Here is a 23721-nt window from a genome sequence, read left to right as displayed (position 1 = left end):
GACCTGTTCTGCCTTCTTTAGAGGTATTTCAGAAGGCAGAGAAAGGCCTCGTCGTTATAAGTACTCTGAATTTGGGGCCAGGAGGGCTGACATCTTCCAGCTTTCTGTGAAGAAAATTTCATTGGGTGAGTTGCAGAACTAAACGCAACTTTGCATAAGTTAATGCAACTACCCCCTGAAAGTTGGTATTCAGAAAGAATATAATCTGATTAATTTACCGGAAAAAGTAAGGCTAACTTATGTTTTCCGGTATTTTCTATGTCAGAATACGAATGGGGAGGACGTTTTAGGTCATGACGAAAATGATACCGCAGCCGCCTTACTTTTTCGGATAAAGTTATGTCGACTGGTATCTGCTGGTCTATTCGGTGGTCAGATACAGCCGTGACAGGGCACTAACCGACGACTGGTGTGCCGTGCTTCAGTTTGCGCAGATGTTTGATGATCGTATTGACTTTAGGCCTGGATCCGGATGGATAAATGCCATATATGTAATGTCTGTTATCGAATTCATTCTCACAGACATCTCCCATTTCGTAATAATCCCAGCTTTCGTTATATACGAGAGACATGATGAGATCCGGGCCGCATTCAGATTCATACCCCATCACATAGCACCAGCGTGCGCATTCGATATCCCAGATCCACATAATCACCTGTGGATTCTCAACATCCTTGTAGAGAGGCAACACTGTACGAAGAGTGAGGAGAAGCTCATCAGATTCAAAAGTAGTGTGGTGGTTTCTCATTTCAGTTTTCCTCCTTTTCACAGAAAAGCCATGTGGACTTCAGAGATTGATTCAGCTGGACAAAACGAGGATCAATCCATCTGATACAGAAGTACTTCTCGATTACGTCCTTTCCCAGAACGGAGCTGAATGCCTCAAAGGGTGAGAGGTTATTCAGCTTTTTTCTGCGCTCGCTGTTGATATGGCTATACATGTAATCAATAAACCCCTGATCCAGATCATCAAATGATGTCCCTTTGGGCAGAATTCTGCGTACGTATTCATGTGTCACTTCACAGCATCCCTTCTGATAGGGCGAAGAAGGGTCGCAGTAAAACACCAATACACCGAACTTTTCAATCTCTTTCGGATCAGAGAATTCAGAGCCATTGTCAAACAGCCAGACGGAAGGAAAAACTTGATGGAACTTATCGCAGCCTAATGATTCATACAGGCTGTTAATGATCTGAGTTACAGACTCCGAATTGTTATGATCCCGCAGGAATCCGATCTGAAAAGACCATTGCCGCCAGGTGAGGGTAAGAATGCACTTTCCTCCTTTGACCCCTTCAACCGTATCTCCTTCTAGGACAGGCTCATCCGGATGCTTATCCATGTATCTTAAAAAGTCATCGTAAGTTCGGCCGATGCGGCAGCTGCGATCTACCTTCTTTTCCACGGATTTCCGCTTTCTCGGCCTCATTCGCACAGTTCGTGGCATATCGATAGGGCGAGCAGAGATCAGCCCGGCATTGACCAGGATATAAGCCTGACGCTCAGAAAAATTGAATACCTCTGGTTCAGAAACCATGATGTGGTGAATAGACTGACCTTTGCGAATGCGCGGAGAAAGAAGCACGTCGGCTTCATGAATCTCCTGCTCCGTGAGATTCAGACCTGAACGGGAAGAAGAGCGCAGTGTTCGGGCGGCTTCCTGTGCTTCTGCTGCTTTGTAGAAATACTTTGTCAGAGGGCACTTCCCATGGATAAACTCATTGCAATGGTTGCACACATAAGGAGGGCGATCCGGTTTGGGGCATACTTCTTTTCTGTAATCCTTGCAGACGGTATTGCAGTTGATCGATCTGCAGTGAGCACAGGATTTCCCTCTTCTTCGGCATGTGGTTTCCATTGCTGCGCAGAGATTGCAACGCTTGCATTCTTTGCGAAACGCACAGCTGTTCCTGCTGAAACGTCCAGGGCGGCCATCTTCAACTCGGAAATGCCTGATCTCTCTTGAAACGGTAGAAGTGGTAACACCAATCTTACGAGCGATGGCAGAAAGAGATAATCCTTCTGAAAGAAATGATTGGATCTGCATTCTTTTATTAAGATCCAGCTTAGAAAAAGCAGTCATGATGAAAGTTCCTCCTAGTTCTTTCATCGGCTATACCTGACCTGAAATCATTATTCGGAATCAAAGCAACTGATTGCAACAGCATCATGGTTTCTGTTTCGATTAAGTTAATGCAACAGATCCCTTGCGTTCACTTCTGCAATTGAGTAAAATTTCATTGCTCCGATTTCGATCCGGGCGTCTATATCCTAGTACAGTGATATAATAAAAAAACTGAATGGCATTCAGGTTTTTAATCTCTGCTGAACGCAGACAGCAGAATTGAAGTGAGGGATAAATTTCAATGGTCAGAAGGAGAACGAACGGGGAGAGGGATTCCATTGCAGAGCTTTCAGAGGAAGAATATCGGAGAATTCAGCCGGAAATTAATCAGGAGAACCAGGAACAGCTTCTGACGATTTCCGGAGGGGCTTCGCTGTTCTTTCTTTTTCTATTGATTCTTTCGATTGTGGATCATGAAAACAGGAGCTATATCACGCTGTATGCAGCAATGATGCTGGTTTCTGCTTTCGTGTTCTTTTATGTACGTTCCGGTCGCAGGAAGAGTACTAAGGCGGTTTCCTATACGGTTCTGGTCATGCTGTCGGTGCTGGTTCTGTATGGCGGCCTGCATGGAACGTTTCTGAATCCGGAAGGGACAGCCGGGATTTTCTTTGCGATACTGCTGGCTATTCCGCTTCTTTTCATCGGCAGACCTGAGCGGGGAAATCGGTTTATCATTGCAGCAGTGCTGATCTTCCTGGTATTTGCCATCCTTTTTGATACACCCGAATACGCGATGATTGATGGGTTCAGCGCGGGTGGTTTCGGCTGTCTCAGCATCTATCTGAATAATCGGATTTCACGAATGAGGATTCAGCGTCTGATGGACCGTCAGGAACTGGCGGATCTTACCGAACGAGACTTTCTGACGGGACTGAAGAACCGCAACAGTTTTGATGAGGCTTATTTCCATTATCCGGAACAATGCAGAGAAAACCTTGCCTGTATCTATTTTGATACGAATGGTCTGCATGAACTCAATAACGAGAAAGGACATGCGGCAGGTGACGAGATGCTGATCACGGTCGCAGGCGCCATCCGGGAAGCGTTCGGCGATGCAGACTCGTATCGCACCGGAGGCGATGAGTTCGTTGCCTTTGCAAGGGATCTCCCATCGGAGACCATCTGTTCGAAGATCCATGCAATCCGTCAGCAGCTTGAGCCGAAGTCATATCATATTTCCGCTGGTTTTGCGCAGGCAGAAAAAGATCATCTGGACATCAGCCAGCTGATCCTTAAGGCAGAGCAGAAGATGTATGCAGACAAGCGGGACTTCTATCAGCGGACGGGCAATGACCGCCGCTGCCGGAACGAAGAAGAACTGCAGAATCTTATCTGCATGGTAAATCAGTCGGAGACACCGATTGCGATCTATGAGTTCACGGATGGAAAAGTAAAGACCCTCTGTATCTCGGATGGCTTGTTTGAGATGATGCATCGGAAGGATGAGCTGGATAAAGCTTCGCTCATCGAACGCTTTGATACGGATATGTATTGCGAAGTACTGCCGGAAGATGCGGCAAGGATTTCAGCAGAAGCACTTCGTTTTGCCAGAGAAGGAGGGCGCTATGATGTCCTTTACCGGGAACGGAAATTCGGCAGCAGTGATTATAGCCTGACTCATGCCTTCGGCTTTCATCACAATCTGAAAGATGGCAGCCGGATTGCCATAATTACGTATGCCGATGTCAACGAGACGATCTGTTCACATTTGATCTCAGAACAGAAAGCAGATGATTCGCTGCGCAGCTTCCTGGACCAGAGCGACCTTGCCATGTCCGTCATCAGCCGCACGGATGGCGAACTGCTTTACTGCAATCAGCCCATGCGGTCGCTTATGAAACCAGTCCGCAACTTTGATACCGGTATCACGATTTCAGAATTTGTGACAGGTGTTTCGGATGATTCTCTGCTGAATTCCATCGCCTCCATGGCAGATACCGGAATCCGGTCAATCCGTTTCCGCAAAGAAGATAAGCCGATGCCGATCCGGGTATCCGCCCGGATCTGGGAAGGAAAAGATGTTTACTTTGTTCAGTCCGAGCCATGGGAAGAGCTGCGCCATGATAGTCTGACTGGCTTGCCGAATCTCTCGTGTTTCCGCTCCAAGGCTGCAGAATGCATGAATCAGATCCGAAGCAATGGCAGAACGCCTGCTTTCCTGTACTTCGATCTTTATGGCATGAAGGGCTACAATGCGAAGTTCGGCATCCAGGAAGGAGATCAGATTCTGAAACGGACTGCTGAAATACTGAAGAAAGTATTCTCCGGTTCTCTGGTTTCCCGTCTTGCCGAAGATCACTTCATTGTGCTGACAGATGCAGACCATCTGGAACCTCGTCTCCGGAAAGCCTCAGAAGAAGTCCGCCGCAGTTCCAGAAGTGCGTTCCTGGAACTCAAAGCAGGCATCTATGCAGAAGAAAGACCGGAGGACTTCTCCAGTTCTGACAGCTATGTTTCCACTGCCTGCGATGATGCCCGGATTGCCTGCGATTCTATCCGTAAGGATGCGGGCAAATCCTGGGCTTTCTTCAGCGGCAGCGTGTCAGAGGCTTATAATCACAAGCTTTATGTCCTGTCGGAATTTCACCGGGCCCTGGAAGAACACTTGATCAAGGTATTCTATCAGCCGGTGTATGATCTCTCAGCCGGAAAACTAGCTGGCTACGAATGCCTGGCAAGATGGAAAGACCCGGAAAAAGGAATGCTCTCACCGGCAGAATTCATTCCGGTTCTGGAAGAACACCACCTGATTTCAGCGCTGGATCAGTATATGCTGAAGGAAATCTGCCGGGAAGCAGAAGAGAGAAAGCAGAAGGGCATTGGCATGGTGCCGATCTCGTTCAATGTGAGCCGGGATGACTTCAGCAGTATCGATGTGGCAGCAGTGATCTGCGAGATTGCAGATTCTTATCATATTCCTCATGAGCTTCTGGTTGCTGAAATTACCGAGAGTGCATTTTCTGCAGATCCGGAATATATCAGTGCGCAGGCAGAGAGAATTCATAATGCCGGGTTCCAGATCTGGATGGATGACTTCGGCTCTGGATACTCGTCGCTGGTCATGCTGCAATCCATGCAGGTGGACCTCGTAAAGCTCGACATGGGATTCCTGCAGACCTATGAACAGGAAAAGAAGAATGGCAAGGGAGAGCATTCCGCTGCGATGCTGCAGGCAGTCATCAGGCTTGCGAATACACTTGGCCTGCATACTTTGTGTGAAGGTGCCGAGACAAGTGAGCATGTTGATCTGCTGAAACATGCTGGCTGCGAATATGTCCAGGGATATTATCTTGGGAAGCCTTCTCCGCTGTCTGCGATTTCTCCGCAAGCCTGAGCAGTTTGACCATACAGTCCTTCTTCTCTACAATGAAGTCAGCGAAGCATTGATTTTCATCATCGGAAAGGACTGTTTTTTATGACGGATTACAGCAGCTTCATCAGCCCGAAGCGCAGGTCTGTGCCAGTGCCGGAAGATCTGGTCGATTCCTATGGAAATTGCGTATTCGGGACCTTCGACGGAGAGTTTGAAACCATGGATCTGCTTCACGCACGCAAGCCGACCCATGCCCCGCAGTTTCTCAATCGCTATAAGCTGACCCTATGGGAAGCGTGTGAAGTAAACCTGAAGAATGGCATTCTGCTGGTAGCCCTATGCGATATGGCCTTCTTCGGGAAGACCTTATGCCTCTTCTTTGATAAGCGCACGAAGAAGGTCTATTCCTGGGATCATAATCTTTCCAGCCGAAAGACCGTCATCGCGCCGAATCTTCTGAATGGCAGTATTGCAGAAGCCAAAACCAGGGTCAGCCACGTGAAATACGTGAATCACTTCGAGAAAGGAAGCTGCCACCTGTGCGGGTTCCATCAGAATGAAACGGATTCGATTTCCTATGACTTCGAGCTGACGCGTCTCAGCAAACCGAGTATCGTCAGCATTCCGTTCGGAGACAACCGCCCTCTGTACAGCCAGAAGGATTTCTTCCATGCGGAAGGAAGCTTCACCATCAATGGCAATAAGGTGGAAACTGATGAAGAGACGACTGCGGTCGTGGATGATCACAGAGGATACTACCCGCGCCATATGCATTATGACTGGGTCACGACGATGGGAAAGAATGAGCAGAACGGTGAGAGAAAATTCTTTGCCTTCAATCTGACCAGGAATCAGTCGATCGATCAGGACAGATACAATGAGAACCTGATCTGGAAAGAAGGAGAGACCAGCCTGCTGCCGCCGGTGGTATTCGACCATGATATTCCCAGCAGCCAGTTCCATGGAACAGCAGTCTGGGATGTCCATGATGCGCATGACATGGTGAACGTCAGGTTTCATGTGCAAGGCATGAATCCGATGGTCATGCATGCAGGAGCAGTGAATATTGATTACTATGTCGCCTTCGGAGAACTGGAAGGAACGGTCCGGGATGAAGATGGCACCGAATACGTCCTTGATGGAATGATGGGGATGGGCGAAGACAAGACGATGCTGTTCTGAGAATCAGTAACGATTCAGCCTGATATTACAAAGTCTCTTCGGAGACTTTTTCTATACAGGCTTGCGGTTCCTTCTGAGAACCATTATGATATGCGGGACGTCAGAGGGGATACGAGATGGAATTTTCCGCAAAGACATTTGAAGAACTGTCGTCTCTGGAATTATATGAGATTCTCAAAGCCAGATCTCAGATCTTCGTTGTGGAGCAGAACTGTGCTTATCAGGATATCGATGACCTGGATTATCGTTCCCTGCATATATTTTCTATGGAAGATCAGAAGGTGACTGCTTATCTTCGGGCATACTGGAAGAACCGGGATGTCGTTCAGATCGGAAGGGTTCTGACGATGAAACATGGCACCGGTCTTGGTGGAAAACTGCTGAAAGCAGGCATTTCCATCGTGAAGGAAAAGATGCCATGCCGGAAAATCTATATCGAAGCCCAGTGCTATGCAGAAGCGTTCTATCAGAGAGAAGGATTCCAGGTCATTTCTGAACCATTCCTGGAAGACGGAATACCCCATGAGAAAATGGAATTGGAACTCGTTCATGAGATTCCGGACGAAGAACAGCAGGGAGATTGAAAAAGAGCGGGAGGAATCATTCCTTCCGCTTATTAGTTCTCAGCGCATTGCTTCATGGATCACCCGCATCACGTTTCCGCAGGCGATCTTCTCGATTTCTTCCACTGTGAATCCTGCTTTTGCCAGCGCATCATAGAGCAGATTCAGCTGGTCGCAGGAAGCGATCTCCTTGTCTCCGTCAAATCCATCAAAGTCTGTTCCGATCGCACATACCTCAATGCCTGCGATCTCTTTTTCATGCTGGATCATCTGGACCATATCATCAATGCGGCTGAGCCGGTTTCCTTCGGTCTCATCCAGGAACCCCGGCATGAAGTTCAGACCCATGACTCCGCCAGCCTTCGCAAGAGCCTTGATGCGGTCATCGGTCAGGTTGCGGGAATGTCTGCATACGGAACGCGCATTGCTGTGGGAAGCGATGAAAGGGACCCTTGCAATCCGGCACACATCATCGAAGCCTGCATCATTCAGATGGGAGACATCTACCAGCATGCCGATGTCCTGCATATGCTTCACTGCCTCAATGCCGAACGGCTTGAGGCCTTTTCCATTGATTTCCGGATCATTGCTGTTAGGAGAACCGAAGCAGTTCTCGAAGTTCCATGTCAAGGCCAGAGCTCTGACCCCTATCTCATAGAAGTGATCCAGGTTCTCCATCTTTCCGTCCACGGCAACGCCGTCTTCCATGGTCAGCACTGCAGATACTTTTCCGTTATGGAAATTGGTCTCAATCTCTGAAGCATTCCCTGCTTCAGCAATCACATCGCTGTGCCGCTCAATCGTATTGCGGAAGACCTGTGCGCATCCATTGATGTATTCCTCATGGGTAAGTACCGGATGATGATGGGACTCATAGGCTCTGTCCGGAACGATGAAGATGGCAAAGAACTGAGCCATGGCACCTGCTTTCGCAAGGCGCTCTGCATCGATGCAGAGCTTCGGACGATGATAGACGTCAGCGTTTTCGCCATCTTCCAGAAACGCATGCATCAGGGTATCGCAGTGCATATCAATCGTATGGAACATATTCTGCCTCCTTATTCTGATTGCGTTCCATTATAGAGCAGCTGTCTTCCGGTGAATGCATGGATTTCCAGCAGATTGCCGAAGCAGATCCGCCGGTAACGAGGCAGAAATGATCAGCACGCCGCCATGGCATCAGAAAAGGCAGCAGGATGATTCCCGCTGCCTGAATCTGAAGATTGTCAGTCAATCACTTCGCCATTGGAAGTGCAGACCTTCTGATACCAATAGAAGGAGTCTTTTCTGGAACGATGGAAGTCACCGGTTCCGTCATCATGGCGATCCACATAGATGAAACCATACCGCTTTGCATACTGACCGGTTCCTGCAGAGACCAGATCAATCGGGCCCCAGGTCGTATAGCCGATCACCGGGACACCGTCTTCGACCGCCTCTTTCAGAGCTCTGATATGCTGGCGGAGATAATCAATCCGGTAATCATCATGAATAGATCCATCTGCCTCTACCTTGTCATATGCGCCAAGTCCATTCTCAACGACCATCAGCGGAATATCCGGATAGCGTCCATGGACGGTATTCAGCGTATAGCGCAGTCCTTCCGGATCCATCTGCCAGCCCCAGTCAGAAGACTTCAGATATGGATTCTTTGCGCCGACCGTCATATTGCCGGCCGCAGTATCTGCATTCTCTGAGACGGTAACACAGCCGGAGGAATAGTAGGAGAAGGTATACATATCAACCGTTCCCTCTTTCAGGATCTGCTGATCTTCTTCCGTGATGAAGGAAGGATCGATTCCGTTCTCGCGGAAATAGCGGAACATATAGGAAGGATATTCTCCCCTGACCTGGACATCAGCGCAGAAATTATTGCGGAGATCATCCTGCTGCATGCAGGCAAACACATCGTCCGGTTTCGGCGTGAGCGGATAATTCGTGATATGGCAGATCATATTTCCGACCTTGACATCCGGAATGATCTCATGGGCCAGCTTCACGGCAAGCGCAGAAGCGACGAACTCATTATGGAGTGCTTCGAAGGTCCGCTGCTTGTTATGCTTCAGGTGGGAGAAGGGAATCGGCTCCGTCGCATGAATATCTTCCGGATCCATGACGCCGAGTCCGTACAGATCGCCGATCGGACTGTCCATGCATGCAATATTGATCTCGTTGAAGGTCAGCCAGTACTTCACTTTATCCTTGTATCTCGTGAATACAGTGCGGCAGTACTTCAGAAACAGATCAATGACTCTGCGATCAGAGAATCCTCCGTACTTCACGACGATATTCCACGGAATCTCATAGTGGCAGAGCGTAACCAGAGGCTCAATGCCATAGCTCCTGCATTCATCGAAGATGGCATCGTAATACTTCAGACCGGCTTCATTCGGCTCTGTGTCATCTCCATTCGGATAGATTCTTGCCCAGTTGATGGACAGACGGAATACCTTCCAGCCCATTTCTGCAAAAAGCCTGATATCCTCCTTGTAATGATGGTAGCAGTCTGATGCCTCATGGCTTGGATAGAATGCCTTCGGATCCATGACCGGAAGAAAGGTGCGCGGGCGCTGAGCATCTCCGCCCAGCAGCATATCCGGTACAGACAGCCCTTTTCCATCTTCCAGATATGCACCCTCACACTGATTTGCGGCTACTGCGCCGCCCCATAGAAAACCTTTTGGAAAACTCATAGAATCCTTCCTTTCTTTTTCTATTGTATCGGATCTCTTCTGATCCGGATTCAGTAAATCATTCTGCAGTTTCTCAAGCTGCAGAAATCCGATATACTGATATCCGCTGTACACCTGCCGGAACCAAGTGAGGAGAGGTGCATCGGCAGGAGGGGAACATGCTTCAGAAAAACCGCTATTTCGGAACGAAGGAATTCTATCGGCATACGCTGCAGATTGCAGTTCCGATCATGATCCAGGATGGAATCACGAACTTCGTCAGTATGCTCGACAACATCATGGTCGGTCAGGTCGGCACGAGCCAGATGTCCGGGGTTGCCATCGTGAATCAGCTGATTTTCGTCTATAATCTGATGATCTTCGGAGGTCTTGCCGGGATCGGCATCTTCACTGCCCAGTTTGCCGGGAAAGGCGACCAGGAAGGGATCCGCTATACAATCCGCATGAAAGTGATGCTTGCCATTCTGCTTTCGATCCTGGCGCTGCTGGTTTTCCAGCTTTCCGGCAGCCAGCTTATCGGCTTATGGCTGAAAGGGGAGAGCGGATCCGGCGATCTGGCGCTTACCATGACATCTGCGCAGAATTATCTCTTCGTCATGTATTTCGGCTTCCTGCCATTTGCGGCAACCCAGGTATTTGCCAGCACGCTGCGTGAGAACGGCGAAACCATGGTGCCGATGAAAGCCGGACTCATCGCGGTTCTCGTGAATCTGATCGGCAACTATATCCTGATCTCCGGCCATTTCGGAGCCCCGGCGCTCGGCGTCACCGGTGCTGCCATCGCAACTGTCATTTCGAGATTTGTCGAAATGGCAGTGGTACTCATCTATCTTCTGCACAGCACAGACCGCTTTCCGTTTGTCCATAGCATGCTGGCATCGCTCCATGTTCCGGAAGATCTGTTCGGAAAGATTGCTGTGAAAGCATTCCCGCTGCTGCTCAATGAAACGCTCTGGTCGCTCGGTCAGACCGCCTTGTCCCAGCAGTATTCGACCCTCGGTCTCAATATCGTTGCTGCGTTCAATATCAGCAATACGATCTGCAATGTCTTCAATATCGCGTTTATCTCAATGGGTAATGCAATTGCCATCATCCTGGGACAGGAACTCGGCAGCGGAAAGACCTCCGAAGTCCGCGGCGATGCCACGAAACTCACGATTTTCTCGATTCTGCTGTGCTGCGTGTCCGGACTGCTGCTGGCTGCGATCTCCGGCCTGTTCCCGGAAATCTACAATACTTCCGATGAGATCCGTCAGATCGCTGCCGGACTGATCCGCATCTCCGCTATCTGCATGCCGATGTATGCCTGCGAGAATGCAATGTACTTCACGCTGCGCTCGGGTGGAAAAACGTGGATCACATTCCTGTTTGATTCCTGCTTTGTCTGGGTTGTCTCGATCCCGGCGGCGCATTTCCTGACGCATTATACGGATCTTTCCATTCTGCCGCTGTTTGCATTGGTGCAGTCCGCAGAACTGATCAAGTGCGTGATCGGCGGAATCCTGGTCCATCGCGGAACCTGGATCCATGACCTGACCGGCTATACTGCCTGATTTTCAGAGAATCTCCAGCCGGCAGAGGTCTTCAAAACGGATGATGCGATCTGCCAGAATCAGCTGCTGTGTTTCACAGCAGACCTCTGCCACGCTGCCGCGCAGCGTCTCATAGACCCCGAGTTCCCGGAACCCATTGTTCCGTTCTGTCTCTATGGAGACAAAGAAACAGGCCTCTGCCTGAACCAGCTTCTGTTTCTGCATGCGGGCCTGCGCAGTCAGCTCAGTCAGCCTCTGCAGCTTCTCATTCAGTTCTTCCTGTTCTTCCGGATCCGCAGAGCGGCGAGGGGTCAGCACCTCTTCCTGCGAGCGGATCTTTTCTTCAAAGCCGCTCAGCGCCGCAAACGGCGCAAACAGCTTTGCCCGCTTCGAACATGCCATCTTCGGATGGCGCAGGCTGAAATAATCTCCATGATGCACCGGCTTGCCGCGCTCCAGCACGCTGCGGTAGCGGAAATTTTCCGGGCACTGAATCACCCCGACCTGATAGACTTCCTTGCACTCGCTCATGCCTTATGACCTCCGATCTGCAGATTCCTCTCTCTTGCGGTACCTTCCTTCAGAAGGTTCATTCCCTTCAGCACCGCATTGGCACCGTATTTCTTCCGGATCTCCAGGATCGCATCCTGCAGATGTTCTTCTTTTTCTTTCTGCTCATAATCCGTGAACAGGTCCAGCTGCAGCAGGTATTCTCCCTGCCATGTATTCTCGGCCGCAACCCCGAGCCTGCGGAGATAGAAACGATGATCCACACTGCCGTCAAATTGCGCCAGCAGTGCCTTGCGGATTTCGGAAAGACTGTTCGTGCGATGCCCGAAATGCACCGCCTTCACGGTATATTTCGGCATTCTGCGCCCGTAGAAATCCACAACGACCGGCCCCTCATAGTCCTCGAGTTTCTCCAGCGTAATCGGATCATAGCTGACCCAGAACGACAGATCTTTCACAGTCAGATGCTTTTTCCTGAGATCTGCACAGAGATTGTCGATCATCTCCATGAAAATAAGACGTCCCTCTGAAAACCGATAGGGCCGCGCCAGGACCTGACCGAGATTCAGACTGTGTGAAGAAGGACGGTACTGCTTGATATCAGACATCTGCACCGGTTCGCTTCCCCAGGCATGATCGATGATGATCTCACCATCGATTCCGAACGTCCGGTAGAACCATTCTTCATTGATCTGCGACCCATAAGCCACTTTGCCCATCGTATCCATTCCCGCAGCCTCAAGACGTGCCGCTTTTCCCGGGCCGATCATCCAGAAATCTGTCAGCGGCTTATGGTCCCAGAGCAGATACCGATAGCTTTCTTCATTCAGCTCTGCGATCCGCACTCCATCCTTGTCAGCTGGTTTCTTCTTGGCAACGATATCCATCGAAACCTTTGCCAGAAACAGATTCGTTCCGATTCCGGCCGTCGCCGTGATCCCGGTCTGCTTCAGCACATGCCGGATCATCGTGATCGCCATGCAGTGCGCTGCCGAGGCATGAAGCAGTTTTGCCTGCTCCGCATACTGATGCAGATAAGGAGTTGCATCGATGAAGCATTCATCGATGCTGTAGACATGGATATCCTCGGATGCTACATACTCCAGATAGATCGAATAGATCTCTGCAGAAATCTGTTCATACTCCGCCATCCGCGGCATGGCAACCAGATAGTCTACCTTGCAGCGATGGCGGTATTCATATTCCCGGATCTTCTGCTTTGCCTCAAACAGCCGCGGCCTGCTCGGCACGCCGATTGCTTTCAGAGCAGGGGAAACCGCCAGACAGATCGTCTTGTCCGAACGGGTTTCATCCGCGACCAGCAGCCTTGCCTTCAATGGATCCAGGCCGCGGCTCACGCACTCCACGGATGCATAATAAGACTTCAGATCTATGCAGATATAGATATGTTCCGCCTGACACGACATACAAAGCTCCCTGCAGAAACGCAATTGCAATCATGAGCATCTTTTATATGTTGCTTAATATGTTGATAAATGCAACTTCTGCTTCTAAATGATAAGAATATCTTCTTATCCTGTCAACAGATTCATGAAACATGGAAAAGCCTGTCTTCTGATCTGGATGCTAGTCAATCAGCCGATTTCAGAGAAACATCGGATTTCAGGGAGCTGCGCATAATGAATCTGCTGGTGATGTCTGAAGAAGGTTATGGAATAAGAGGCATAGGAAAGGAGCAGAGATTGATCAGGCCCTATCAGTTCTTCTTCGCAGATTATTCTGACTCATGGCGGATCGGCAAAAGAAAATTGATAACAGACTCAGACTGGTTTAAGGATATAACGGTTCACAGCAGAAAATGCAAAATTCTGGATTAGATGATATGGAAAAACTGACAGCAATTATTGTTGACGATGAATACAGAATCGGTCAGCTGATTTCAAAGCTGATCCATTTTCAGGAGGTTGATGTAGAACTTCTGAAGATCTCTGATAACAGCAAGGAAGCCCTTGAATTTATTCTGGAGAATCATCCGGATATTGTGATCTCAGATATTCAGATGCCTGTGATTGACGGTCTTGAACTGATCCACCGCATTCACGAAGCACAGCTGTTTCCGCATTTTATCCTGATCAGCGGCTATAAAGAATTTGAATACGCAAGAACGGCCTTGAAGTACGGTGTTGAAGATTATCTTCTGAAACCGGTAAACGAAACCGAGCTGAATCAGATTCTGAAAAAGGTATGCAGCGAGCATCATCAGATGCTGAAGGAAAAAGAAGAAACCAAGGAGCTGAAGGAAACTGCAAAGCGTGAACATATTCGGAAAGCAATGCAGATTTCTGCGAAGTGAAAGATCCGATGTCTAAAACAGGTGGAACAAGGATCTCTGCAGTAGAGGGAGATGTTCAGGTCTCTGCGTTCGGCTGTCCCATCAATCAGCTGTTAGGTTAGTTCTTCACGGCCTCCTCTGAGTGATTTATTCCAGGAGAGATTTTATTTGCAATTCTGGGCATGGAAAATGCGGAACTTCGTATTGACATGCATGAAAATCAATATTATTTTATGATTGTAATCTGACGGGAAGGTTATCATAATTCATGAGCTTGACTCGTCTGCATAGGAACTAGTGCATTAGTGCTTTTTCTGCGGCAGGCGAGTTTTTTCTTGCCTGCGGCAGGAGTCTTTCAGAATGCTGTGCTGCAGACAGCAGGACGAAAGCGAAAGGGGGAACATCGTGAAGATAAGCAAAGTGCTGAACAACAGTTCAGCGGTCGTGATCGACGATGATAACTGCGAAGTTGTTGTCGTGGGACGCGGAATTGCCTTTCAGAAGAAACCTGGTGATCTCATCAATCCGGAATCAGTTGAAAAGAAATTCTGCTTGTCTTCCAGAGAACTGACAGCCAAATTTCAGGAAATCATTGTCTCATTGCCAATGGAAGAAATCACCCTGGTAGAGAAGATTGTTGAGATGATCAAGATGGGGCTGGGCAAGAAGTTCGGAGATTCCATCTATGTATCGCTCAGCGATCATATTCATTACGCGCTGAAGAATTACAGAAGGGGCATTAAAGTGACGAACAGCCTCCTGTATGACATCATGCGCTTCTATCCGGATGAATACGCCCTCGGAAAGAAAGGGCTTGAGATCATCAAGGAATCTACGGGCGTGAAACTTCCGGATGATGAGGCAGGTTTCATTGCACTTCACATCATCAATGCAGAAACCGAGAATTCCATCGGAACTGATAAAGTAGAGCAGTCCACGAAGATCATTGAAGAAATTCTGGATCTGATCCGGGATTACTTCGGAAAAGATATCCAGGAAGGATCTCTGGCATATTATCGTTTCATCAATCATCTTCGGTATTTCTCACAGCGGATCGTCAGCCATTCCACATTCCATGAAGACGAAAAGGATGCTGATCTGCTGAATATGATGAAGCTCACCTATCGGGAGTCCTATCTCTGTGCAGTCAATATCAGAGGATTCATCAAGGGAAGGTATGACGTGGATATCGGCAACGAAGAACTGCTCTATCTGGTGATTCATATCCAGAGAGCAATCTACAACAAGCAATAGGAGAATAATATGGGCAAATATGAGAAACTGGCCGCTTTCATCATTGATCATGTCGGCGGCAAAGATAACATCGAGAGTGCGAATCACTGCATGACCAGACTCCGGATCAAGCTGAAGGATGACAGCAAGGCAGATCGCAAAGCACTGGATTCAAATAAAGACATCATTTCAACTCAGGCAGCAGAAGGAAAACTCCAGATCATCATCGGAACACAGGTCGGAGATGTCTATGAAGATTTTGTCCGTCTGACCGGAGCAGGTGAGAGTGAAGAAAAGGAAGAACAGAATAAGGGATCCTTCATGAACCGCTTTGCTGCATTAATCACGAAGATCGTGGTTCCTTCACTCGGTGTTCTGTGTGCCTGCGGAATCATTGCGGGCATCAATTCCATTCTGCTTGCAACCGGAGTCATCACAGCCGGAGATGGCGCCAATATCCTGCTCTCTGATCTCGGCAGTGCATGTCTGACTTTCTTCCCGGTCATTCTCGGATATACCAGCGCAGTTGCCTTCGGAATGGATCCGTTTGTCGGAATGATTCTCGGCGCGTTCCTGATTTTCCCGGGCATTGTGGACTCCATCAATGCAGGCGATCCGCTGTTCACTGCTTTTGAAGGAACTGTATTAGCAATGCCGGTCTATAAGACCTTCTTCGGCATTCCGATCATTTTCCCTTCAACCGGATATACCTCAACGGTAATTCCGATCATGCTGGTGAACTACATTGCTTCAAAGATTGAGAAATGGTTCAAGAACCATCTGCCGGCAGTTACCCGTCAGTTCATGGTTCCGTTCCTGACAATTCTTGTTGCAGGAATCATCGGCGTTCTTCTGATCGGTCCGGTATCCATGATTCTGCAGAATGGTCTGCAGGCAGCGCTCAACTTCCTGATTGAGAAGTCGAAGATCCTGGCATTTGCGATCATCACGCTGATCTACCAGCCGCTCGTCATCTTCGGTCTGCACTGGCCGCTGATTACCCTCGGCATTATGGAATTCGCAGCAGGCGGAAGCACGCTGATCGTTTCTTCGATTTTCCCGGCGAGCTTCACGCACATGGCCGCCTGCCTGGCAGTATTCCTCCGCACCAAGAGCACCAAGATGAAGAACATTGCACTTCCGGCATTCCTGAGTGCCTGCTTCTGCATCATTGAACCTTCGATCTATGGCGTGACGCTGCCAGTGAAGAAACGGTTCGGATACTGCATGGCCGGCGGTCTGGTCGGCGGCCTGATTCTTGTCCTCTCCAATTCCCCGATGTATGCAATCAGTATGGGCGTTACCGGCTTCATGGCCTTCGTGAATCCTGCTTCCAAGAGCTTCAGCGGCCTGATCTGGTGCATCATTGCATGTCTTGCAGCAATGGCAGTTACATTTGCACTGACCTGGTTCAGCTATAAGCCTGGTGAAGACGGCAAGAACGAAGACGATGTGAAGTACAAGCAGGTTGCCAATATCACTCATGAAAAAGAAGTTATCCATTCTCCGATGAAGGGTGAAGTCAGACCGCTGTCGGAGATGAAGGATGATGCATTCGCAAATGAATCTCTTGGAAAAGGGGTCTGTGTGATTCCCTCTGAAGGAAAGATCACAGCTCCATTCAGCGGAACCATCACTGCTTTATTCCCGACTGGCCATGCGATCGGCATCACCTCTGATCATGGTACAGAAGTCCTGATCCATGTAGGCAAGGATACTTACAATCTCAAGGAAGAGCTTTTCAGAAAATATGTGAAGCAGGGCGATCATGTCAGAGCTGGAGATACTCTGATCACGTTCGATATCAATCAGCTGAAGGAAGCCGGATATGATCCGATCACCGCAGTCGTGGTCTCGAATTCATCGGATTATCTGGATGTCGTCGGATTCGGGAAAACGGCAGCAGATTTCAATGATGATCTGCTCGCCACCGTTGTATCGAAACCTGCAGCTTAGGAGGTGCTATGGAACAGGAGGAACTTCTGAATCATGTCCGCGGAGCTCTGATCGGATGCGCTTATGGCGATGCGATGGGAATGCCGACGGAGATGATGACGCGAGAACATATCGATCAGGCATTTCCGGAAGGAGTTCAGGAATTTTCTCCTTCTACGGAATTTGATTTTATCGGCCGCCGATTTGAAGCGGGAGAAGTGACGGATGATACTGTCAATATGCTGCTGGTATGCAAGTCGATCATTGATGGAAAAGGAGAATTTGACGTTCATGCCTATCTGGATATGCTGCGGAAATGGATTGCAGAGAACAAGGAAACCAGTGCATCCGTCATCGGCCCGAGCACTGCCAGGGCACTGCAGCTGATTGCAGAAGGAACTCCGATTGAGAAAGCAGGGAGATTCGGAACCACGAACGGTTCAGCCATGAAAGTGAGCCCGATCGGTCTGATCAGCGACTATCATGATATGAAGCGGCTGGTGGACCGAACCGAGCAGCTGTGCCTTCCCACTCATAACAATTCCATTGCAATTGCCGGGGCATCCATGATTGCTGCAGCCGTGAGCTATGCTTTGCGCGGGAATGGTTCCATGGATGAACTGATTTCTGCGGCAGAAGAGGCAGAAGCAGAAGGCAGAACCAGAGGATTTCAGCTTCCTGGTCCTTCTCTCAGGATTCGCACAGAACTTCTGAGAGAGCGGATCCGGGAGACTCCAGAACAAGTTCCTCATATGATCGAAACAGAATTCGGCATGGGAATGGAAACGATTGAGACTGTGCCTGCTGTGCTTGCAATCGTTGAGCTTGCTGAGGGAAAACCGATGAAAGCAGCCAGGATTGCGGCAAATATTGCCGGTGATACCGATACCGCAGGGGCGATCGCCTGTGCAATCTGCGGAGCGATGAATCCGGAATTTGATCCTTCCGAAGCAAAGCTTCTGAAAGAAACGAATCACATCGATTTCGATGCGTACGCAGAAGCTCTGCTTCCTTACGTCAGATAGAACCAGAAGAAGTCATCAGGGTAAAAACCGGTGGCTTCTTTTTCTGTCACAGAGTGACCAGATTCAGAATTCTGTATCCTTTGCAAATCAATTCCGAATGGAGATAATAATCAGGTAGGGGAAAATTGAATGACAAATACAGTCTGGATCTGGATTATTGCTATTGCTGCAATTGCAGCAGAACTCATCTTCTATTATGTGCAGAAGAAGAGACAGGACAGGCTTTCTAAGAAAGCCATGGATCTGGTACTGCATGGAAACCTGGATGAGCTGGATCAGTTTGTGGACAGTCCTGAGATGCAGAAGAGTTTTCCTGTCTACAACCGCCTCTATCTGAAACTCAATGCGTCGATCATGCGCGGAGACATGAAGAAGACGGATGAATTATTCGAAGAGATCGGCAAGACGAATATGACCGATCAGCAGAAAGCAGCCTATGCCATGATGGGATTCCAGTATTATCTGCCGCTTGATCGGAAAGAAGAGTGCGGACAGTACAAAGTGATGCTGGATACTCTGAAGGGCAATGAGAAAATGAAGCAATATGCCAACCAGGCATTCGGCATCGTCTATGATGGGCAGACAGACTCTCTGGATGAACTGCTGAAGAAGAATGAGACGGAAGATCTGGCACAGAAAGCAGTCAATGAATTCCTGATTGCAAAGATTTATGAGAATCTAGGCGACCGGGACAAGGCGATGAAGTATCACCAGCTTTCCAATCAGCATCTTCAGGAAGGCGCAAAGCAGCGTCTGAAGAATTCCTGAGCAGGTGATTGTGCCTGCTTTTTTCTTGCTCTTCTGAATGCTAAAATGGGCATAACAGCCGAGGGGGAAACGATCATGAATACACTGATCAGCGCAGAGAATACATGGATGCTGATGGCAGTCATGTTTGGCAGTGTCGCACTCACGATCTTCCTGGAACAGAAATATGTCTGGGGAAGCCGGATCAGCGGTGCGGTCATCGTTCTGATTATTGCTGTCTGTCTGACGAACTTCCGCATCATTCCGACCAGTGCCCCGATCTTTGATGATATCGTCTGGGGCTTTGCAGTGCCGATGGCAATCCCATTGCTATTGCTGCAGTCCGATCTGAAGAAGATCATGCATGAAACCGGACCGATGCTGGCGATCTTCCTGATCGGTGCTGCCGGTACGGTCGCAGGCGTGATTCTCGGCTATGAACTGCTGAAGAATGCCATTTCCGGACTGGCTGGCGTAGCTGCCATGATGGCAGGCTCCTATATCGGCGGAGGCGTCAATTTCACCGCGCTTTCTGCAGCGTTTGAGGTGGACGATACCCTGATTTCGGCTGCCACGGTCGCAGACAATCTGAACATGGCCATCTACTTCATGGTGCTGCTCGGGGTTGCCGGAAATGCATGGTTCCGGAGACATTACCCGCACCCGCATATCGATGAATTCGAAGCCGGAAGAAAAGACGACGGGAAAACCCAGGCCGAACAGTACTGGTCCCGCAAGGATATTTCCCTGAAGGATATTGCCTACTGCATGGCCTACAGTGTGATCGTCGTCACGATTGCCAAGCTCATTGCGTCCGGACTCAGCAGTCTGATTCCGACCGGGAACTGGTTCCTGAATATGCTCAGCACGTTCTTCGGATCTCAGTATGTATGGATTACGACCATTGCCATGCTGTTTGCAACATTCTGCCCGAAACAGGCTGAATCCATGCATGGGGCCCAGGAACTCGGAACCTGGCTGATCTATCTGTTCTATTTTGCCATCGGCGTTCCGGCAAGCATTCCGCTGATTCTGCGCAATGCACCGCTGCTGCTGGTCTTCTGCCTGATCGTCGTTGCTGTGAATATGCTGTTCTGCTTCGTCGGCGGTAAGATGCTTCACTATTCGTTAGAAGATGTCATCATCGCTTCCAATGCCAATATCGGCGGACCGACCACGGCTGCAGGCATGGCCATCTCGCAGGGCTGGTATAAGCTGGTCGGCCCGGCAATGCTCGTAGGAACACTTGGCTATGTGATCGGCACGTATCTCGGCATCATTGTCGGAAGTCTGTTAGGAGCCTGATATGAAGGAATATCTGAAGAAACCGATTCCGCTGGCTCAGATTCCGGATCAGGAAAAAGAGCCGCAGTTTGTTTCCGAACCATTAGTGCCGGTTCAGGAAACGGAACGCATCCATATCCGTATGCAGTATCCGCTGCTCGGCATGAAGCATGGAGAGAAACGGTGCATGCTGAGAAAGACCGTCTATGACATGCTTCAGAAGGCCTCAGAGTCGCTTGAGCCAGGCTATGCCTTTCTGATCTGGGATGCATGGCGTCCATTTGCCTTGCAGAAGGAACTGTTTACTGCTTATTCGGCAGATATCATCCGGGACTTCCATCTGGAGAACCTCTCAGAGAAAGAACGGACTGTCTTCATCTCGCAGTTTGTTGCCGATCCCATCAAGGATAGAATATTTCCGCCTGCGCATACCACCGGCGGAGCCATTGATCTCACCATGGAGAAAGACGGCATCGAGCTGGACTTCGGAACCGGATTTGATGCGTTCTCGGAAAAGACGAATACTGCCTGGTATGAACAGCACAATGAGAATCCTGCAGTCAGAGAGAACCGCAGAATGCTCTATCACGAGATGATTCATGCCGGGTTCACGAATCTTCCATCCGAGTGGTGGCACTTTGAATACGGCGACCGCAACTGGTCCAGAATGACTTCAGAACCTGCTCTCTATGAGGGTATCTGGACCATCGGAGGAACCGATGAAGACTAGCCGGCGAGCAGAGATCCTGATTCTCTTTGCAGTCTCTGCAGTGATCTATCTGCTGCAGATTCTGTTCTTTCATGATCTGCATGATACATTCTTCTATATCTTCCAGGACATGGCGTTCTTGCCGATTTCGATTGCCATCGCAACGATTGCGGTCGGAGCAATTCTGGACCGGCGGGAGAGAAGAGAAAAGCTGCAGGGAACGAGAATGCTCAGAAGTACGTTCTTCACCGGCATCGGGGCAGAAATCCTGCTGGAGCTCAATGACTGCGCAGAGCCTTCCTGCAGGAATCTTCTGTATTCTCCTGCAGATGAAGCAGAAGTAAGATCCAGGCAGAAGACGATCTCAGAAATGGAATTCACCGTTTCTCTGAATGAAGCAGTCTATGAATCCGTGAAAAAGAAACTGACGGATAATCAGACAAACCTCTTCGTGCTTGCGGCCAATGAGAATCTGATGGCAGAAGAGAACTTTACGAAGCTTCTCTGGGGTCTGTTTCATCTCATTGATGAGTTCAGGCTCAGGGGATCCTGGGAGAATCTGCAGGCATCAGACATTGAGCATCTGGATGAAGACTTTGCCAAGGTATACCGGCTGCTGCTCATCAACAGCGTGGATAATGCATGGTGGCTGAAGAATACGTATCCGAACTTCTACGGTACTGCTTCTTCGAAGCTCCATGAGAAATAACTGAGAAAACGAGGCGAATAGTATGGATTACGACGCAGCAGAACATTTCTGGATTGAAAAAGACAGGCAGGCGGTACAGATGGATCCTGTGGAACTCAGAACAGAGATTGAGACCTTCATCGCTTCTCATCGGGTATGCGCACTCGCAACGGCAGCAGGGGACTTTGTCCGCTGCACGCCGCTCGAATATACGTATCACGATGGAAGCTTCTATATCTTCTCCGAAGGCGGTCTGAAGTTCCGAGCGCTTAAAAGCAATGCGCATGTCTGCTTAGCCATCTATGACGAAAGCCCGGAATTCGGTCATCTGAGAAGTCTGCAGGTTACCGGGACTGCAGAGCTGATTGAACCATTCTCAGAACTATATCTGAACATCCTGAAAGTAAGAGGAATTCCTGCGGAAGCACTGAAGAAGCTTCCTTCCCCGATGTATCTGATCCGGGTGATTCCGGAACGGATGGACTATCTCTGCTCTGACCTGAAGCAGAAGGGTTTCAGTTCCAGACAGCATCTGATTCTGAAAGAAGAATAATGATGAAACAGATTCTGATTGAACATTGCGAGCTGGCCGACTTCAGCACATTGACGGCAAAGAAACAATCCATTCTGATTCAGGATGGAAAGATCGTGAAGATCGCGGATTCCATATTCCCGGAAGGAGACTATGAGAAGATCTCGGCTGAGAACATGCTTGCAATGCCCTCGTTTGCGGACTGCCACAGCCATATCAGCCAGAGCATTCTGAAGGGACCGATGGATGACTATCCGATCACGCAATGGCTCGTGCGCAAGTTTCAGATCGATGCCATGATGACGGACGAAGAGAACTATTATGCCTCTCTGCTCGGCTGTCTGACCGCACTGAAATGCGGTACCACTGTGCTGAATGAAATGTCCTGGCCAAGTCTGATGGAAGGAAATCTGAGGGCAATCAGGGATTCCCGGATCCGGGCAGTGTATGGGGTCAGCACGACCGATGTTCCGGAAAACAAAGAGATGCCGATGTTCACGATTGACGAAGCACTGCGCATTCATCAGGGCGTCTTTGATCGGGTGAATAGTCTCGATGGAAAGCTGAAAGCCTCGGTAGCACCGGCTGGTCTTCCGGCTGTTTCTGCAGAGATGGCAATTGCTCTGAAGAAGTTTGCGGATGCACATGGCATTCTCTATCACACGCATCTTGCCGAAGGAAAGATGGAAACCGAACGGGTCGCAAAGAGCTATGGACTGGATGGAGAAGCAGAATCTCTATATCAGCTCGGCATTCTTGATCCGCATACGCTGCTTGCCCACAGCATCTGGCTGAATGATCATGAACTGGATCTGATCAAGGAAACGGGTGCAGTTCCGGTTCACTGTCCATGCACGAATATGAAGATCGGGGATGGCGTTCCGCCGATCGCGGCGATGCTGAAGAAGGGCATCCCAGTGACCTTCGGATGCGATGGCGAAGCTTCCAGTTCCAATCGGGATATGATCCGGGAGGCGAGAACCGGTGCCTACCTGCAGAAAGCAGTGACCAATGATCCGACGGTCATGGATGCCGGAACGGTATACCGGATGATGACGGTCAATGGCTGGCGGGCCCTTGGCTATGAAGACATCGGGGAGCTGAAAGAAGGAAATACTGCTGATCTGATCTTAGTCGATATGGATCATGACATCGGCCTGATCAGCAGGGAATACCGGCTGAATAATTATCTCTATGCCGGTGATGGACATTGCGTGGATACCGTGATTCTGAATGGCGACGTGCTGGTCAGACATGGAAAGCTGACCTTCCTGGATGAAGAAGAAATACTGACAAAAGGTGCAGAAGTGATCAGCGGCCTGAACCGCAGAATCGCTCTGCTTTAGGAGAAC

At 49.3% G+C, this 23721-nt stretch carries 22 protein-coding genes; 15 read left to right on the top strand and 7 right to left on the bottom strand.

Annotated features, from left to right (window positions below; genetic code table 11):
- Window positions 1-395: 395 nt before the first annotated feature.
- Window positions 396-749, bottom strand: coding sequence for a hypothetical protein (locus tag C7E00_RS10520; RefSeq protein ID WP_102343102.1), 354 nt, complete (start codon window positions 747-749; stop codon window positions 396-398).
- 1 nt (window position 750) lies between these two features.
- Window positions 751-2085: an IS30 family transposase gene (locus C7E00_RS10515; protein ID WP_167836559.1), complete on the bottom strand. Its 1335-nt coding sequence runs from the start codon at window positions 2083-2085 to the stop codon at window positions 751-753.
- A gap of 283 nt (window positions 2086-2368) precedes the next feature.
- Here C7E00_RS10515 and C7E00_RS10510 point away from each other — a divergent pair, with 283 nt between their 5' ends.
- From C7E00_RS10510 to C7E00_RS10500, 3 genes are all read left to right on the top strand, one after another.
- Entirely contained in the window at window positions 2369-5464 is a 3096-nt protein-coding gene (locus C7E00_RS10510) for a bifunctional diguanylate cyclase/phosphodiesterase (RefSeq protein ID WP_105304243.1), read from the top strand.
- 81 nt (window positions 5465-5545) lie between these two features.
- On the top strand, window positions 5546-6625 hold the full coding sequence (locus C7E00_RS10505; protein WP_105304242.1) for a DUF2804 family protein: 1080 nt from the start codon (window positions 5546-5548) through the stop codon (window positions 6623-6625).
- A gap of 116 nt (window positions 6626-6741) precedes the next feature.
- On the top strand, window positions 6742-7209 hold the full coding sequence (locus C7E00_RS10500) for a GNAT family N-acetyltransferase (protein ID WP_105304241.1): 468 nt from the start codon (window positions 6742-6744) through the stop codon (window positions 7207-7209).
- Between the two features lie 39 nt (window positions 7210-7248).
- Here the strand turns inward: C7E00_RS10500 and C7E00_RS10495 are convergent, their stop codons facing one another.
- Genes C7E00_RS10495 through C7E00_RS10485 form a run of 3 tightly spaced genes read right to left on the bottom strand, consistent with a single transcriptional unit; the run spans window position 7249 to window position 9881 of the window.
- On the bottom strand, window positions 7249-8235 hold the full coding sequence (locus tag C7E00_RS10495) for a dipeptidase (RefSeq protein WP_105304240.1): 987 nt from the start codon (window positions 8233-8235) through the stop codon (window positions 7249-7251).
- Window positions 8219-8422, bottom strand: coding sequence for a hypothetical protein (locus tag C7E00_RS10490; protein WP_105304239.1), 204 nt, complete (start codon window positions 8420-8422; stop codon window positions 8219-8221). The genes C7E00_RS10495 and C7E00_RS10490 overlap by 17 nt, the downstream gene beginning before the upstream one ends.
- Entirely contained in the window at window positions 8415-9881 is a 1467-nt protein-coding gene (locus C7E00_RS10485) for a glycoside hydrolase family 1 protein (protein WP_105304930.1), read from the bottom strand. The genes C7E00_RS10490 and C7E00_RS10485 overlap by 8 nt, the downstream gene beginning before the upstream one ends.
- Window positions 9882-10039: 158 nt before the next feature.
- Here C7E00_RS10485 and C7E00_RS10480 point away from each other — a divergent pair, with 158 nt between their 5' ends.
- Window positions 10040-11434 carry an MATE family efflux transporter gene (locus C7E00_RS10480; RefSeq protein WP_105304238.1) on the top strand — a complete coding sequence of 465 codons (1395 nt, stop codon included), beginning with the start codon at window positions 10040-10042 and terminating at the stop codon, window positions 11432-11434.
- Window positions 11435-11437: 3 nt separating this feature from the next.
- On the opposite strand, the gene C7E00_RS10475 is transcribed toward C7E00_RS10480, so the two are convergent.
- Window positions 11438-11944, bottom strand: a complete 507-nt coding sequence (locus tag C7E00_RS10475; protein ID WP_105304237.1) for a hypothetical protein — start codon at window positions 11942-11944, stop codon at window positions 11438-11440.
- A complete protein-coding gene (locus C7E00_RS10470; protein ID WP_105304236.1) occupies window positions 11941-13350 on the bottom strand; it encodes a Y-family DNA polymerase in 1410 nt (469 codons plus the stop codon). The genes C7E00_RS10475 and C7E00_RS10470 overlap by 4 nt, the downstream gene beginning before the upstream one ends.
- Window positions 13351-13563: 213 nt before the next feature.
- On the opposite strand from C7E00_RS10470, the gene C7E00_RS10465 reads away from it, so the two are divergent.
- From C7E00_RS10465 to C7E00_RS10415, 11 genes are all read left to right on the top strand, one after another.
- Entirely contained in the window at window positions 13564-13761 is a 198-nt protein-coding gene (locus C7E00_RS10465; RefSeq protein WP_105304235.1) for a hypothetical protein, read from the top strand.
- Between the two features lie 5 nt (window positions 13762-13766).
- Window positions 13767-14237, top strand: coding sequence for a response regulator (locus C7E00_RS10460; RefSeq protein ID WP_167836558.1), 471 nt, complete (start codon window positions 13767-13769; stop codon window positions 14235-14237).
- Window positions 14238-14621: 384 nt separating this feature from the next.
- Entirely contained in the window at window positions 14622-15470 is an 849-nt protein-coding gene (licT, locus tag C7E00_RS10455; RefSeq protein WP_167836557.1) for a BglG family transcription antiterminator LicT, read from the top strand.
- 9 nt (window positions 15471-15479) lie between these two features.
- A complete protein-coding gene (locus C7E00_RS10450; RefSeq protein ID WP_105304232.1) occupies window positions 15480-17405 on the top strand; it encodes a beta-glucoside-specific PTS transporter subunit IIABC in 1926 nt (641 codons plus the stop codon).
- An 8-nt stretch (window positions 17406-17413) separates the two neighbouring features.
- Window positions 17414-18409, top strand: a complete 996-nt coding sequence (locus C7E00_RS10445; RefSeq protein WP_105304231.1) for an ADP-ribosylglycohydrolase family protein — start codon at window positions 17414-17416, stop codon at window positions 18407-18409.
- A 129-nt stretch (window positions 18410-18538) separates the two neighbouring features.
- On the top strand, window positions 18539-19177 hold the full coding sequence (locus tag C7E00_RS10440) for a hypothetical protein (RefSeq protein ID WP_105304230.1): 639 nt from the start codon (window positions 18539-18541) through the stop codon (window positions 19175-19177).
- A gap of 75 nt (window positions 19178-19252) precedes the next feature.
- Window positions 19253-20461, top strand: a complete 1209-nt coding sequence (locus C7E00_RS10435) for a DUF819 family protein (protein ID WP_105304229.1) — start codon at window positions 19253-19255, stop codon at window positions 20459-20461.
- 1 nt (window position 20462) lies between these two features.
- Entirely contained in the window at window positions 20463-21170 is a 708-nt protein-coding gene (locus C7E00_RS10430) for a M15 family metallopeptidase (protein WP_105304228.1), read from the top strand.
- Window positions 21160-21858, top strand: a complete 699-nt coding sequence (locus tag C7E00_RS10425; RefSeq protein WP_105304227.1) for a hypothetical protein — start codon at window positions 21160-21162, stop codon at window positions 21856-21858. Before C7E00_RS10430 ends, C7E00_RS10425 begins: the two co-directional genes overlap by 11 nt.
- A 22-nt stretch (window positions 21859-21880) precedes the next feature.
- Window positions 21881-22390, top strand: coding sequence for a pyridoxamine 5'-phosphate oxidase family protein (locus C7E00_RS10420; protein ID WP_105304226.1), 510 nt, complete (start codon window positions 21881-21883; stop codon window positions 22388-22390).
- The gene (locus C7E00_RS10415; RefSeq protein WP_204378605.1) at window positions 22390-23715 is read left to right on the top strand and encodes an amidohydrolase family protein; all 1326 of its coding nucleotides are present in this window, start codon (window positions 22390-22392) and stop codon (window positions 23713-23715) included. The genes C7E00_RS10420 and C7E00_RS10415 overlap by 1 nt, the downstream gene beginning before the upstream one ends.
- Window positions 23716-23721: the final 6 nt, after the last annotated feature.

It is taken from the genome of Anaerolactibacter massiliensis, from assembly GCF_900290205.1.
GTDB lineage: Bacteria > Bacillota_I > Bacilli_A > Erysipelotrichales > Erysipelotrichaceae > Bulleidia > Bulleidia intestinalis.
The sequence above is the reverse complement of the archived record's forward strand: the minus strand, read 5'-3'. Positions and strand labels throughout refer to the sequence as shown.